The sequence below is a fragment of the Nocardioides sp. Root1257 genome (assembly GCF_001425175.1).
GTDB lineage: Bacteria > Actinomycetota > Actinomycetes > Propionibacteriales > Nocardioidaceae > Nocardioides.
The window spans coordinates 1066458-1080655 of sequence record NZ_LMDV01000001.1 but is presented as its reverse complement, the minus strand read 5'-3'; the positions used below and the strand labels follow the sequence as shown (position 1 = coordinate 1080655).

The 14198-nt window shown below is 72.2% G+C and carries 14 protein-coding genes; 9 read left to right on the top strand and 5 right to left on the bottom strand.

From position 1 onward, the window contains the following. Positions 1 to 5: 5 nt before the first annotated feature. The 9 genes from ASC77_RS05270 to ASC77_RS05230 all read left to right on the top strand — a co-directional run bounded on the left by ASC77_RS05270 (position 6) and on the right by ASC77_RS05230 (position 8252). A complete protein-coding gene (locus ASC77_RS05270; RefSeq protein WP_235547455.1) occupies positions 6 to 461 on the top strand; it encodes an FAS1-like dehydratase domain-containing protein in 456 nt (151 codons plus the stop codon). Further along, the gene (locus ASC77_RS05265; protein WP_056149460.1) at positions 458 to 838 is read left to right on the top strand and encodes a MaoC/PaaZ C-terminal domain-containing protein; all 381 of its coding nucleotides are present in this window, start codon (positions 458 to 460) and stop codon (positions 836 to 838) included. Before ASC77_RS05270 ends, ASC77_RS05265 begins: the two co-directional genes overlap by 4 nt. Beyond that, a complete protein-coding gene (locus ASC77_RS05260) occupies positions 835 to 1959 on the top strand; it encodes an acetyl-CoA acetyltransferase (RefSeq protein ID WP_056149458.1) in 1125 nt (374 codons plus the stop codon). The genes ASC77_RS05265 and ASC77_RS05260 overlap by 4 nt, the downstream gene beginning before the upstream one ends. Further along, on the top strand, positions 1956 to 2357 hold the full coding sequence (locus ASC77_RS05255; protein ID WP_200944891.1) for a Zn-ribbon domain-containing OB-fold protein: 402 nt from the start codon (positions 1956 to 1958) through the stop codon (positions 2355 to 2357). The genes ASC77_RS05260 and ASC77_RS05255 overlap by 4 nt, the downstream gene beginning before the upstream one ends. Further along, positions 2357 to 3517, top strand: a complete 1161-nt coding sequence (locus ASC77_RS05250; protein WP_056149454.1) for an acyl-CoA dehydrogenase family protein — start codon at positions 2357 to 2359, stop codon at positions 3515 to 3517. Before ASC77_RS05255 ends, ASC77_RS05250 begins: the two co-directional genes overlap by 1 nt. Beyond that, the gene (locus ASC77_RS05245; protein ID WP_235547453.1) at positions 3507 to 4364 is read left to right on the top strand and encodes an HpcH/HpaI aldolase/citrate lyase family protein; all 858 of its coding nucleotides are present in this window, start codon (positions 3507 to 3509) and stop codon (positions 4362 to 4364) included. The genes ASC77_RS05250 and ASC77_RS05245 overlap by 11 nt, the downstream gene beginning before the upstream one ends. A gap of 139 nt (positions 4365 to 4503) precedes the next feature. Then, on the top strand, positions 4504 to 6687 hold the full coding sequence (locus ASC77_RS05240; RefSeq protein ID WP_156390917.1) for an Ig-like domain-containing protein: 2184 nt from the start codon (positions 4504 to 4506) through the stop codon (positions 6685 to 6687). A 111-nt stretch (positions 6688 to 6798) separates the two neighbouring features. Further along, positions 6799 to 7596, top strand: coding sequence for an SDR family oxidoreductase (locus tag ASC77_RS05235; protein WP_056149450.1), 798 nt, complete (start codon positions 6799 to 6801; stop codon positions 7594 to 7596). A 29-nt stretch (positions 7597 to 7625) separates the two neighbouring features. Further along, positions 7626 to 8252, top strand: a complete 627-nt coding sequence (locus tag ASC77_RS05230; RefSeq protein ID WP_056149448.1) for a hypothetical protein — start codon at positions 7626 to 7628, stop codon at positions 8250 to 8252. A 21-nt stretch (positions 8253 to 8273) separates the two neighbouring features. On the opposite strand, the gene ASC77_RS05225 is transcribed toward ASC77_RS05230, so the two are convergent. The 5 genes from ASC77_RS05225 to ASC77_RS05205 all read right to left on the bottom strand — a co-directional run bounded on the left by ASC77_RS05225 (position 8274) and on the right by ASC77_RS05205 (position 14195). Continuing rightward, the gene (locus ASC77_RS05225) at positions 8274 to 9230 is read right to left on the bottom strand and encodes an MDR family NADP-dependent oxidoreductase (protein WP_056149446.1); all 957 of its coding nucleotides are present in this window, start codon (positions 9228 to 9230) and stop codon (positions 8274 to 8276) included. A 79-nt stretch (positions 9231 to 9309) separates the two neighbouring features. Continuing rightward, a complete protein-coding gene (locus ASC77_RS05220) occupies positions 9310 to 10776 on the bottom strand; it encodes a dihydroorotase (protein ID WP_056149444.1) in 1467 nt (488 codons plus the stop codon). Then, positions 10773 to 12185 (bottom strand): MmgE/PrpD family protein, encoded by a 1413-nt coding sequence (locus tag ASC77_RS05215; RefSeq protein WP_056149442.1) that lies wholly within the window; start codon positions 12183 to 12185, stop codon positions 10773 to 10775. The genes ASC77_RS05220 and ASC77_RS05215 overlap by 4 nt, the downstream gene beginning before the upstream one ends. A 7-nt stretch (positions 12186 to 12192) precedes the next feature. Next, complete coding sequence (locus ASC77_RS05210) at positions 12193 to 12999, bottom strand: cyclase family protein (protein WP_056149439.1); 807 nt, start codon at positions 12997 to 12999, stop codon at positions 12193 to 12195. Next, positions 12996 to 14195 (bottom strand): CaiB/BaiF CoA transferase family protein, encoded by a 1200-nt coding sequence (locus ASC77_RS05205; RefSeq protein WP_056149437.1) that lies wholly within the window; start codon positions 14193 to 14195, stop codon positions 12996 to 12998. Before ASC77_RS05205 ends, ASC77_RS05210 begins: the two co-directional genes overlap by 4 nt. Positions 14196 to 14198 lie beyond the last annotated feature (3 nt).

The following is a 14198-nucleotide window of genomic DNA, read 5'->3' as shown; positions in this document are numbered from 1 at the left end:
GTCTCATGACGGACGAGGTGCGGGCGCTGGTCGGGCGCTCGCGCACCTACACGGCGCCCGAGCCGCTGGGCCGGGCGTCGATCCGCTACTTCGCGATGGCGACCGGGGACGACAACCCGGCGCACCTGGCCGGCGACGTCGCGCCGCCGACCCTCGTGTGCGAGACCAACCAGTTCACCGGCCTGCCGCGCGACGCCAACGGCTACGCCGGCCACGGCTGGGACTTCCACCTGCCCGGCACCCGCGAGGTGCGCGGCGGCAACGCCTACCGCTTCCACCGACCGGTGCGTCCCGACGACGTCATCACCGCGCACTGGCAGGTCACCGACGTCACCGAGCGCACCACCGGCTCGGGGCAGTCGATGGTGGTGGTGACCTCGCTGGCGACGTACACCAACCAGGACGGCGACCTGCTCGTCGAGAACGAGGAGACGCTCATCTACGTCGAGGTGGGGCGATGACCGAGATCGCGCTGGAGCGCACCATCGAGCTGCCCGACATGGTCGCGTACGCCGGCGCCACCTGGGACTGGCACCGCCTCCACTACGACAGCGCCTGGCTCGCCGAGCGCGACCTGGAGCGGCCGGTCGTCGACGGCCAGCTCTTCGGCGCGCTGCTCGCCGAGATGGTGCTGGACTGGGCCGGGCCGGGTGCCGAGCTGACCGCCCTGTCCTTCCGCTTCAAGGGCTTCGTGTACGCCGGCGAGACCGTGCGCTGCACCGGCCGGGTCGTCTCGGTCGAGGACGGAGTCACGGCGCTCGAGTGCACCGTCGAGGTCGTCGGTCCGGAGGCCCGCGTCGCCGTCGCACCCGCCGCGGCGGAGGTGCGCCGGCCGTGACCGTCGCGATCGTGGGCGCCGCCGAGTGCGACCTCGGGGTCACCGGCCTGTCGGTCCTGGGCCTGCAGACCCAGGCGGTGACGCGCGCCCTCGCGGACGCCGGGCTCTCGCTGCGCGACGTCGACGGCATCGCCACCACCGGGGTCGCCCGCTTCTCCGCGACCTCGCTGGCCGAGCACCTCGGCCTGCAGCCGGCCTGGACCGACTCGACGTTCGCCGGCGGCAGCGCCTTCGAGATGTTCGTGGCCCGGGCGGCGCAGGCGATCGACGCCGGCCAGTGCCACACGGTGGTGATCTCCTTCGCCTCCAACCAGCGCTCGGCCCGGTCCCGCTCGCTCGGCGGCGCCTACGAGCCACACACGCCCGAGGCCCAGCTCGAGCAGCCCTACGGCCCGCTCTACCCGGCGTCCCACTACGCGATGGCCGCCGGGCAGTACCTCCACAAGTACGCCGCCACCCGCGAGGACCTCGCCGAGGTCGCCATCGCCGCGCGGGAGTGGGCGCTGCTCAACCCGGCGGCCTTCCGCCACGGTGCCGGGCCGCTCACCGTCGACGACGTGCTCAACGCGCCGATGATCTCGACCCCGCTGACCGCCGCCGACTGCTGCCTGGTCACCGACGGCGGGGGAGCGGTCGTGCTGACCTCGCTCGAGCGGGCGCGCGACCTTCCCAAGCCGCCGATCACGGTGCTCGGCTACGGCGAGAGCACCACCAACTCCTCGATGTCGGCCGTCGACGACCTGACCGTGACCGGCGCGGTCGCGTCGGGCGCGGCGGCCTTCGCCCGCGCCGGCCTCACCCCGGCCGACGTCGACGTCGCCCAGGTCTACGACTCCTTCACCATCACAGTGCTGCTCACCCTCGAGGCGCTGGGCTTCTGCGGCCCGGGCGAGGCGGGCGGCGTCGTCCGCGACCGCACGCTCCCGCTCAACACGTCCGGCGGCGGCCTGTCCTACTGCCACCCCGGCCAGTACGGCGTCCTGCTGCTCGTCGAGGCCGTCCGCCAGCTGCGCGGCGAGTGCGGCGCACGGCAGGTCTCCGGCGCCGAGGTCGCGCTCGCGCACGGCACCGGCGGCATCCTCTCCACCCACGCGACCGTCCTGCTGGGGGTGGACCGATGAGCATCCCTGAGCCGGATGAGATGACCCAGGTCTACTGGGACGCGACCCGCGAGCGGCGGCTGCTGCTCCAGCACTGCGACGCCTGCGGTCACACCCAGCACCCGCCGCGCACGCTCTGCACCTACTGCGGCGAGACCGACGCGCTGAGCCACCGCGAGGCGGCCGGCACCGGTGTCGTCGACGCCTGCACGGTCGTGATGCGGAGTCCGAGCCCGGACCACGAGGCGCCGTACGTCGTCGCCCGCGTGCGCCTGCCCGAGGGCGTCGTCCTGATCAGCAACGTCGAGACCGACGAGCCCCACGCGATCGCCATCGGCGACGCCGTACGCCTCGCGTGGCGACCGCTCGACGACGGCCGCGCCCTGCCCGTCTTCCACCCCGACCACCAGGAGAACTGATGGACTTCCAGCTCGACGACGACCAGCGCGAGTTCAAGGCGCTGCTCCGCAGCTTCGTCGACAAGGAGATCGTGCCGGTCGCCCGCGAGTGGGAGCAGGCCGGCCGCTACCCGACCGAGATCGTCGACGGCATGAAGGCGATGGGCCTCTTCGGCATCACCGTGCCGGAGGAGTACGGCGGCCTCGACCTCGACCCGGTCTCGTTCGCGCTGGTCTTCGAGGAGATCGCGCGCGGCTGGATGGGCGTCGCCGGCATCCTCGGCAGCCACTCGCTCGCGTGCCGCCTGATCGCGATGCACGGCACCGAGGAGCAGAAGCAGGCCTACCTGCCCGAGCTCGCCACCGGCGTACGCCGCAGCGGCATCGGCCTCACCGAGCCCGACGCCGGCACCGACCTCCAGGGCATCCGCACCACCGCCCGGCTGGACGGCGATGAGTACGTCGTCAACGGCGCCAAGATGTGGATCACCAACGCCCGCTACGCGAACCCCTTGCCGGTCCTGGTCAAGACCGACCCGACGGCGACCCCCGCCCACCGGGGCATGAGCGTGCTGCTCATCGAGGCCGGGACGCCGGGCTACGAGGTCACCAAGGACATCCCGAAGCTGGGCTACAAGGGCACGGAGTCCTGCGAGATCTCGTTGACCGACGTCCGGGTGCCGGTGAGCCAGCTGGTCGGCGGCGTCGAGGGGCGTGGCATGCAGCAGGTGCTCTCCGCGCTCGAGTGGGGCCGGGTCAACATCGCGGCCCGCTCGGTCGGCATCGCCCAACGCGCCCACGAGGAGGCGCTGGCCTACGCCCAGCAGCGCAAGGCGTTCGGGCAGCCGATCGCCGACTTCCAGGCGATCCAGCTCAAGCTCGGCGAGCTCGGCACCCAGGTCCAGGCGGCCCGGCTGATGGCCTACTGGGCGGCCGACGCCGTACGCCGCGGCCGCGCGGACGGGGCGACCGGCATGGCCAAGATCTTCTGCTCCGAGGTCGCGCTCCAGGCCGCGATCGACGCGATGAAGGTGCACGGCGGCTACGGCTACTCCACCGAGTTCGAGGTCGAGCGGCTCTACCGCGACTCGATCCTGATGAGCATCGGCGAGGGCACCAACGACATCCTCCGCACCGTCGTCGCGAAGTCGCTGATCAAGGGAGAGACCCGTGTCGGTTGACCTGAGCAGGTGGCTCGCGCGGTCCGCGCTCTACGTCCCCGGCGACGCCGAGGACAAGCTGGACCGGATCCTCGAGCGCGGCGCCGACGAGGTGATCATCGACCTCGAGGACGCCGTCGCGCCGAAGGCGAAGGACCGGGCCCGCGAGACCGTGCGGATCTGGCTGCACGACCTGCCGGTGCTCGACAACGTGGCCGTCTGGGTGCGGGTCAACCCGGGTGCGCTGCGCGAGGCCGACGTCCGTGCGGTCGCTGGGGCGCCCGCGCTGACGGGCTTCATGGTCGCGAAGACCGAGACCGTCGACGAGCTGGTCGACCTCGACAAGCTGCTGTCGTCGCTGGGCTCGACGGCGGGCGTCGTACCCCTGCTCGAGAGCGCGCGTGCCGTGCTGCGCGCCGGCGAGCTGGCGATGGCGCCGCGGGTGCAGCGCCTCCAGATCGGCGAGGCCGACCTGCGCGCCGACGTCGGGATCACCGCTGGCCCCGACGAGCGGGAGCTGCTCTACGCGCGCTCGCACGTCGTCCTGGCCTCGACCGCGGCCGGCATCAAGCCGCCGATCGCGCCGGTGTCGACGAACTTCCGCGACCTGGACGCCTTCCGCGCCTCCACGCTCGAGCTCGCCCGGCTCGGGTTCGTGGGTCGGGCGTGCATCCACCCGGGGCAGGTCACGGTCGCGAACGACGTCTTCACGCCGACCGACGAGCAGGTCGACGCCGCCCGTCGGCTGGTCGGCCGGTGGGAGTTCGCCGGCGCCGGGGTCGCGGTCGACGACGACGGCCACTTCGTCGACGAGGCCGTGGTTCGCCAGGCCCGCCTGGTGCTCGCGCGCGCCCGTCACCAGGGCTGAGCAGAGGGCGAAACACGCGGTGACGCAGAGTTAACGCACGGGTTTCGCGAAATCTCTGGACGTACGGGCGATATCGTATATTCTCGCGATGAGATGTGGACCACACCGGGTCGCGGTGGGTCATCCCGAGGAGGAATTGATGCGTTTTCGCAAGTTGGCCGGCCTCGTGGTCGGTGCCCTCACGGTCGGAGCCCTCGCCGGGCCCGGGCTCGTCGCCCCGGCGCAGGCCGCCGCGCAGACGAGTGACAAGTACCTGTCGAGCTCGTGCAACTTCAGCACGTACTACTCGGACTACCGCACCGCCTACCACGTCGCGGTCGACGGGTCGGCCGTGACGGTCACCCTCGACAGCGCGTACAACCCGGCCGCGACGGCCTCGAACTTCGCGACCATCCAGTTCAAGAAGATCACGCCCACGATGGTCCTCGACATCGACGGGCAGGCGGTCACCGTCAGCGCGGTGCACGACTACGCGGACGTCGCGTACGGCGACGCCAGCGCGAAGATGGGCAACACCGACTTCGCGATGGGCCCGCTGACCGGCACGCTCACGACGCCGGACGAGGACGTGCAGTCCGTCTCGCTCACCTCGTTCACCATCCCGATGAAGGTCAGCATCAACGCCGGGGTGCAGAACGTGAACGGCAGCCTGACCTGCCGGCAGGACAAGGTCGCCACGCAGGACATGACCTGCAGCTTCGGCGCCTTCAAGATGTTCTACGCCGTGAAGGCGTACACGAACATCATGAACAAGCCGACCGGCGGCTCGCTGGCCAACGGGCAGTACGTGCGGACCTACCTCGAGAACCCCCTGGTGCCCGGGATGCCGGCCTTCCTGTCGGTCGAGAGCCAGACCTCGACGCTCGGGCTCACCGTGGACGGTGAGCAGCTGAGCTTCACCGGCACCGCGACCTACTCGCCCAACCTGCCCGGCACGGCGAGCATGCCGATCGCGAAGCTCGAGAGCACCCGCACCGCGACGGCGCAGCTGACGGCCACCTCGGTCGACAGCTTCGCCACCAACCTGTCCGTCGGCGGCACCGGCAACCCCATCGCGTGCGTGACCTACACGCCCGCGGTCACCACCACGACGAACACCGGTGACACCGCGCTCACCTGCATCTACAGCACCTTCCCGGGCATGCCGTACGGCGCGACGATGCAGACGACGTACGACCACAAGAACGTCTCGGCGACCCTGTCGGACGTCACCTTCGGCCTCATCCCGTCGAACTTCGAGCTCCGCTCCGTCCAGGTCGTCGCGTCGGCGAAGGCCGGCAGCACCGTGGTCGACCTGGCCAGCAGCACGAAGACCTACGAGTCGCCGTACCCGGCCGGCAACGCCGCGATCACCGGGCTGCCCACGCTGACCGGCACGACCGGCTCGGTGCTCTACCCGGCGGCGACGACGATCGACCTGCTCACGTTCAACCTGATGCTCAAGACGCCGTTCGGTGCTGACCCGGCCGCCGCCGTCGTGAAGTGCGGCCTGGCCGCGGCCACCGTCACGACGGTGACCGCCACTTCGACCGCGGCCAACCAGGTCGGCCTGTCCGCCGCCGTCGACAAGACCGCGGCTCCGGGCAAGATCGCCTTCTACGAGGGTGCGACCAAGATCGGCAGCGACGTCACCGTCGCGTCCGGTGTCGCCACGGCGACGGTCACCGGCGTCAAGGCCGGCGCGCACACCTACACCGCGAAGTTCACGCCGGACGCGCTCTACCGCTACCAGGCGTCGACCTCGGCGGGCTCGACGGCGACGGTCGCTCCGGCGAGCACCGCCACGACGCTGGTGGCCTCGGGTGCTGGCCCGGCGGCTGCCTCGCTGGCCGCCACGGTCACCCCGGCCACCGCCGGCACCGTGGAGTTCTTCGAGGGCGCCACCAAGGTGGGCGAAGCCGCCGCCTCGGCGGGTGCGGCCTCCCTGGCCCTGTCGAACCTCACGCCCGGTGCGCACAGCTACACGGCGAAGTTCACCCCCACCGACGTGGACTTCTTCGGTGGCTCGACCTCGGCCGTGGCCACGGTGACCCCGGCCCCGTCGGTGGCGTGCACCGACGCCACGGCCGCCCAGAAGGCGGCCACGGCCAAGGTCAAGACGGCCACGACCAAGGCCAACGCTGCGGCGGCCAAGGTGAAGGCGGCGACCGCCAAGGTCAAGAAGGCGGCCAAGATCAAGGGCGCCAAGGGCAAGAAGGCGCTCAAGGCAGCCCAGGCCCAGCTGAAGACCGCCAAGGCCCAGTCGGCCGCGGCCGTCAAGGTGCTCACCGCCGCCAAGAAGGCGCTCACCACCGCCACGAGCGCGGTCAAGGCGCAGTGCTGAACAGAGCAGTGCTGAATCGAGCAGTGCTGATCTGCTGATCACCGTCGGTGCCCCGGTCCTCCTCGGAGGGCCGGGGCACCGTCATCTCATCGCTACCACCAGGAGAAGCCCATGACCCACGCCGTCGTCACCGGAAGCACCAAGGGGATCGGCTACGCGCTCTCCCGCGAGCTGCTCCGCCGCGGCCACTCCGTCGCCGTGTCCGGCCGGACCCAGGACGCCGTCGACGAGGCGGTCGGCAAGCTCGAGCCCGAGGCGACCGGCGGGGCCCGGGTCGTCGGCGTCCGCACCGACGTGACCGACCCCGCCCAGGTGCAGGCGCTCTGGGACGTCGCCGTCGAGGCCCTCGGCTCCGTCGACCTGTGGGTCAACAACGCCGGCGTCGCCTACACGATGCGCACCATCGTCGAGACGACCCCGGAGGAGGTCGGGACCATGGTCGGCACCAACATGCTCGGCACGATCACCGGGGCGCAGGTCGCCGTACGCGGCATGACCGCCGCCACCGGCGGCCAGGTCTTCAACATCCTCGGCGGTGGCAGCGACGGCTCGGTCCGGCCCGGGATGGGTGTCTACTCGGCGACCAAGCGCGGCCTCGACATGTTCACGAAGGCACTGGTCAAGGAGGTCGCCGGCACGTCGGTCCGGGTCGGCCAGGTGCGTCCGGGGATCCTGATCACCGACGGCTGGCTCCGCGAGGCGGCGACCCACCCCGAGTCGGTGTCGAGCCAGCGCAGGATGGTCAACATCCTGAGCGACCACGTGGACGACGTCGCGCCGTACCTGGTCGACCAGATGCTCGCCAGCACCAAGAACGGCGACGAGATCGCGTGGCTGACGACCGGCCGGATGATGCGGAAGTTCCTGCGCGGCGGCAAGGACGACAAGCTCGCTCGATATGGCCTCTGAGCGGCTCTAGCTCTGCCACGCTTCGCTCCATGCAAGCCGTCCGCGCCCTCGGAGTCGGGCTGCTCCTCCTGTCGTTGTACTTCTGGTCACGGGCGGTCACGGTCGGCGACCAGGTGTGCGGTACGACGTACGACCTCTGGCGTGGGTCCTGGTCGCCGCCGGGCAGCGGTGGAGACACCACCAAGATGTGTCTGAACCAGGCGACCCTTCCGGCGGTCGTCGCCAGCGGGTTGATGCTCCTGGGCGTGGCGGCACTGCTCGTTGGCACGATCGGCCTGACGAGGCGTGCGCTGGCCCGGCCCCGCGGATGGGGCCAGGAAGTCGGGATGGCGTTGTCGTGGGGCGTCCTGGCAGCGGTGCTGACCGCGACCTCGGCGGTGTCCCTCGACCGGGGACCGATCTGCCCGTGGATCAAGGTGGGCGGGTACGACGAGTACGTCCGCGAGCTGCACGAGCTGGAGCAGCAGGGGATCGGGTTCGGGCAGTGCATGGCGGCCGGCGGCGGTCTCGAGCCGCTCGCCTATGTGGGGCTGGCCGTCTTCAGCTTCCCGGTCGGCGTCGTCCTCTGGGTCGTGATCACCACGTGCGCGCGCCTCCTGGCTCGGAGGTCACGGGACGTCATACGGACGGAGCGTCCGCTTGCTCCGTCCGTATGACGTCCCGCGCCACGTCCCGCGCTACGACACGTCGACGAGCACCTTGCCGGTGTTGCGTCCGCTCATCAGCCGGGCGAACGCCGTGGGCGCGAGGTCCAGGCCCGCGTAGCGGTCCTCGAGGGCGACCAGATCGCCGGCGGCGAGCAGGTCGCCGACCCGCTGGGCGTGCTCGTGCGCCAGGTCGGTGTGGTCGTGGACGACCATGCCGTGCACCTCGGCGCGCGCCCGCATCACGGCGCCGGCCCGCAGTCGCGTCGGCGCCGACCCGTTGGCCTGGTCCATGAGCCCGCACAACGAGACCCGCGCCCCGACGCTGAGCCGCTCCATCACGGCGTCCAGCGTGGCCTGGTCGCCGAGGTGGAGGTAGGCGTCGATCCCATCGGGGCAGGCAGCGACGAGGGCGTCACCCAGGCCGGCACCGCGGCGTACGACGTCGGCGTAGCCGAGCCGCTCGGTGGCAAGCCGCGCCTTCTCGTCGGAGCCCACGACGCCGACGACCCGCGCGCCGGCGACCCGGGCCAGCTGCCCTGCGACCGCACCGACGCCGCCGGTGGCCGCCCCGATCACGACGGTCGCGCCCGAGCGGGGGCGCAGGTGCCGCACGTGCGCGGCGTACGCCGTCAGGCCGGGCATGCCGAGCACGCCGAGCGCCGCCGAGAGGGGAGCCCCGCGCGGCACCGTCACGGGACGGACCGCCGCACCCGGGACCACGGTCTCCGAGCGCCAGCCGGTCTCGGCGAGCACGTGCTGCCCGGCCTCGACCTCCGGGCAGCGCGACTCGACGACCTCCGCGACGGCATGTCCGGCCGGGACCGCACCGAGGCGCAGAGCGGTGCGCACGTGGGGATCGAGCGAGAGCGTTCGGACCGCGACCCGCACCTCGCCCTCCGCCAGCGCCGCGCCCGGGACCTCGACGACGTCGAAGTCCTCCGGGGCCGGCACGCCGTCCGGGGCATGGGTGACGACGACCTGCTGCACATCGACCTCTCAGGAGTGGAGGACGCGCCGCCGGCTGACACGGGGGAGTCCGGCCGGCGACGCGTCGTCTGGGGACCGCTCAGGCGGTGGGGCGCCGCAGGTAGCGGCCGACAGGCTCACCACCGACCACGCCGTCGGCCATCACCCGGTGGCCGCGCACGAAGGTGTCGGTCACCTTGGCGGTGAGCTCGGCGCCCTCGAAGGGCGTGTACTCCTGGGTCGACTCCGAGTCCTCGGCGCGCACGGTCCAGGTGACGGTGGGATCGACGAGCGCGATGTCGGCGTCCTTGCCGAGCGCGATCGCCCCCTTGCTGGCACCGAGGCCGTAGCGGGTCGCCGGGTTGGTCGAGGTGAGCTCGGCGATCCGGCCGTACGGCACGCCACGCTTCGAGCCCTCGGACACCATGCCGGCGAGCAGGTACTCGGCGCCGCCGAAGCCGGACTTCGCGAGGAAGACGTCGTCGCGGTCCGCGCCGAACTTCTGCTCGTCCTTGCAGCAGGCGTGGTCGGAGACGACCCAGTCGATCTTGCCGTCGATGAGGTAGGCCCACAGCGCCTCCACGTCCTCGCGCGGCCGCAGCGGGGGGTTCACCTTGCCGCCGATGCCGTGCGCGGTGTCGCAGTCGGCGAGCAGGTGCCCGACGGTGACCTCGCGGCGGAAGTCGATGTGCGGGAACGCGTCGGCCATCCGCAGCGCCGCCTCGACCGCCTTGCGTGACGTCAGGTGCAGCAGGTTGATGGTGGGGAGCTCGGTCTCGTGGGCGAGGTACGACGCGATGGTGACCGCCAGGCCCTCGGAGTGCGGCGGGCGCGAGGCGTTGTACGCCGGCAGCCCGCTGAGCGTGCCGTCCTCCTCGACGAGCTTCGTGTACGCCGTCATGATCTCGGCGGTCTCGCAGTGCAGCGACAGCGAGATCTGGTCGGCGATCTCGGGGAACTTCTCCCGCGCCGCCTGGATCCCGCGCATCACGAACTCGAAGTGCGCGTAGTCGTAGCGCTCGCCCTCGGGCGTCATCAGGAAGGAGCTCTGGTCGGCGCTGCGGCCGTGCAGCCCGTGGCCGCCGTAGAACATGAAGATCTTGAACGAGGTGACGCCGTGATCGCCCACCAGGTCAGGGATCTCCTCGATGTGCCGCTTGCTCATCGGGGCCAGGTGGTAGGCGTAGTCGACGTGCGCGCGGCCGTCGGTCAGCGCCAGCACCTCGGGGAAGAACTCGCCGTAGTCGCCGCCCTTGTTGAGGTAGTACTGCCCCGTGCGCATGTAGGTGATCGCGGTCGTCACGCCGCCCTGGGCCGACGCCCGGCTCTCGCTGGCCGCGTCCTCGGGGAGCGGGTTGTAGATGCCCCAGTGCTGGTGGGCGTCGACGACCCCGGGGAACGCGACCTTGCCGCCACCGTCCACCACCGTGTCGGCGAGGTCGGTCGGGAGCCCGGCCTCGAGGCGGGCGATCCTGCCGTCCTTGACGCCGATGTCGAGCGCCTGCGGCTCGGCCCGGCCCGGCACGACGACCGAGACGTTGGTGATGATCAGATCGAGGTCGCTCATGCGGGGAACTCCTTGGTCAGCGGGGACAACAGGTCGGTGACGTCGGGGGAGTCGCGGAGGCCGGCGACGGCACGACGTACGGCGGACGCGGCGTCCTCGTCGAGGCGACCGGCGACGTTGTCGGCGAACTTGGTGCCGAGCTCGTCGTCGCTCAGGGGGCGCTCCGGCCCGCCGCGGTTGGTCAGCACCCGCTCCACCAGCTCCTCGCCGGAGGTCGTGCGCAGGGTGACGACCGCGGGGAACTGGAACGGGTAGATCGAGTCGCAGCACTCGTCGGGCACGACGTCGACCTTCGCCATCACGGCGCGACGGGCGGGGTCCCGCGCGAGCTCGTCGGTGAAGTCGTCGAGCCCGAGCCCGAGACCGCCGCCGCCGAAGAGACCGGCGGTCACGGCGTACGGGCCGCTGAACTGGGCCTGGTAGCCGGTCTCGGGTGCCCGCTTCACCTCGATCGGCTGGCCGATCGTGCGGATCACCGAGGACGGCGCACCGATCGTGATCGAGGCGACGTCCTCGGGGCGGACGCCGCGCTCGCGGAAGGCGCGGCCCGCGTCGATGGACGTGTGCGTGAAGTGGTTGGCCGGGTAGGGCTTGAAGAAGATGCCCGGCACCGACCACTCCGTCCCGAGGCCGTCGGTGATCGCCGCCGGGAAGAACTGCCCGTGCAGCCAGGCCTCGAAGAAGCCGAACCGGCCCTCGAGCACGGTGGGCGGACCGGTGAAGCCGCGGCGCACCAGCTGGGCGGCCGTGACGCCGGCCTGGGCGGCGAGGCCGCAGTGCAGGCGCTTGACGGTGCCGCCGGTGCGGTTGGCCTCGATGACCCCCGACGCCATGGACGCGGTCAGGCCGAGGGCGTCGACGACGCCCTGTTCGCCGGCGCCGTACAGCAGGCTCGCCGCCACCGAGGACCCCATGGCCCCGGTGATCGACGTCGCGTGCTGGCCGTGCTCGAAGAAGACCGAGTTGCCGAGCTGGTCGTCGTACCCCGCCATGCCGAGGCGTACGGCGACCTCGAGCCCGACCGCGACCGCTCGGACGACCTGCTCGCCGCTCGCGCCGGCGTGCTCGGCCGCCGCGAGGGCTGCCGGCACCACGCTCGCGCTGGGGTGCAGCACCGACGGCAGGTGGGTGTCGTCGTAGTCGAGCGAGTGCGCGAGGACGCCGTTGGCGAAGGCTGCCTGGGCCGCCGTCACCCGGGTCGCCACGCCGACTGCAGTCGCCTGCTCGTGCCCGCCCTGGTCGAGCACGTGCGCGATCGCGGCGGCGCTGGTCGGCAGCCGGTGGGCCGCGACGCACAGGCCGAGCACGTCGAGGACCCGCTGCTGGACCGAGGTCGCGACGGTGTCGGGTACGCCGCCGGCGTACGAGCTCTCGGCGAAGGCGCCGAGCTGCTGGGCCAGGGTCGTCATGGGGTGCTCATGCGCCGACCACGGCGAGCGGGCGGACGGGCGAGCCGGTCGCTCCGAAGAAGGCGAGCGGGGAGAGCACGAAGACGAACTCGTGGATCGCGTCGCGCGCGAGCTCCTCCAGGTCCATCGTCTCGACGATGTAGATGCCGCGCTCGACCAGCAGCACCCGGTGGGCGGGCAGCAGACCGTGCCCGGCGCCGGGGGCCAGCCGCTCGAACGCGATGGTGTCGGCGCCGACCGCGTGCACGTCGTGCTCCGCCAGCCAGCGCGCGCCGGCCTCGGAGACGCCGGGCACGCCGGTGCTCAGGCCGCGGAACGTGTCGCCGTCCCCGTCGTCGAAGTGCTGCCCCCAGCCGCTGCGCACCAGCACCACGTCGCCCGCCCCGATGCGGACGCCCTGCCGCTCCGCCGTCGCTGCGAGGTCGGACGGCGTGATCTCCTGGCCGGCCTCGAGCCGCTCGAGCCCCAGCGCGCCGGGCACGTCGAGCAGCACACCGCGGCGCACCATCGGCGCGATCGTGTGCACCCCGAGCTCGATCATCCCGAGGCCGTCGTGCAGGCGCCCGTCCTGGGAGACGTGCGAGAGCGCGTCGACGTGGGTGCCGACGTGGGTGCCCATCGTGATCATGTCGTTGGCGGCCGAGCCGCCGTCCGCGCGCACCATGTCGCCGTGGCGGCGCGGGTGCGCGTGCCAGTACGCCGGGTGGTTGGGCGACTGCGGCATCCCGACGGTGAGCATCCGGCCGAGGTCGACCACGCGGACGCCGCCGGCGACGGCGTCGAGGAGGGCCTCCGTGGTGGGGCTGAGCGTCACGTGATGATCTCCTTGCTGCGCAGGGTGTCGCGTTCGTCGGCGGTCACGCCGAGCTCGTCGAGGACGTCGTCGGTGTCGGCGCCGATCGGCCGGCCGGCGAACCGGATGCGGCCGGGCGTGCCCGACATCCGCCACATCACGTTGTGCTGGAGGACCTCTCCGAGCGCCGGGTCGTCGACCTCGGTGAGCATCTGCGTGGCGCGGACGTGCTCGTCCTCGACCAGGTCGCGGGCGCTGTAGACCGGGGCGACGGCGGCCCCCGCCTCGGTGAACGCCGCGACCACCTCGTCCCGGGTGCGGGCGCCGATCCACCCGCCGACGTACCCGTCGAGCAGGTCGGCGTGCTGCGCGCGGGTGTGGCCGGAGGCGAACCACGGCTCGTCGACCACCTCGGGGTGGCCGACCAGCGCCAGCACCCGCTCGGCGATCGCCTGGGCGCTGGTCGAGATCGCGACCCAGTGGCCGTCGCGGGTCTCGTACGCGTTGCGCGGGCTGTTGTTGGTGGAGCGGTTCCCGTGCCGGTGGCCGACCTGGCCGGTCAGGCCGTAGACGGACGGGCCGGGACCGACCGCGGTCATGATCGGCTCGAGCAGGCTCAGGTCGATCACCTGGCCCTGCCCGGTGCGCTCGCGATGGAGCAGCGCCATCGAGATCGCCGACGACGCGGCGATCCCCGCGATCGAGTCCGCGAGCCCGAAGGCGGGCAGCGTCGGCGGCCCGTCCTCCAGGCCGGTGAGGTGCGCGAAGCCGCTCATCGCCTCGGCGAGGGTGCCGAAGCCGGCCCGGGCGGCGTACGGCCCGGCCTGGCCGAAGCCGGTGATCCGGGCGACGACCAGGCCGGGATTGAGCTCCCGGAGCAGGTCGGGGGAGAGGCCCCAGCGCTCCAGGGTCCCGGGACGGAAGTTCTCCACCAGGACGTCGGCGGTCGCCACCAGGCGGCGGAACACGTCGGCGCCCGCGGGCTCCGACAGGCTCAGCGCGACCGTGCGCTTGTTGCGCGAGATCTCCGACCACCAGATCGGGGTCCCGTCGAGCGACGGGCCGTGACCGCGCATGCCGTCGCCGGCGGTCGGGTGCTCGATCTTGATCACCTCGGCGCCGAAGTCGCCGAGGATCTGGCACGCCAGCGGGCCGGCCAGGATCGTCGAGGCGTCGACGACGCGGAGGCCGGTCAGCGGTCCGTCGGAGGGAGTCATCGG